Consider the following 256-nt stretch of genomic DNA (forward strand, 5'->3'; position numbering starts at 1 on the left):
TCCGGGAGATCTTTCAGCGTCAGGGTGTTCATGGAGGAGAAACGCGTTGAGTTGACCATTCCTTGTAAAAACAGGACGAACGGCAAAACGTAGTACCAGCCCAGCAGAGCGGTAGTCATAAACAACAGGGTGACCAGCGACAGACCCAGCGTGGTCGCTACCAGTACCCGACGATAACCAAAGCGATTCACCACCTGTACAACAATCCGCTTCATCCCCATGCTGCCAAGCACCCTCGGGATCATCATCAGTCCGG

General features: G+C 53.9%; 1 pseudogene. It reads right to left on the bottom strand.

The annotated features are described in order from the left end of the window. Nucleotides 1–256, bottom strand: a pseudogene (locus RTW80_RS29915) (multidrug transporter subunit MdtD); the annotation flags it as partial.

This window comes from Escherichia sp. AM3 (assembly GCF_032029835.1).
In the GTDB taxonomy this organism is placed as follows: domain Bacteria; phylum Pseudomonadota; class Gammaproteobacteria; order Enterobacterales; family Enterobacteriaceae; genus Escherichia; species Escherichia coli.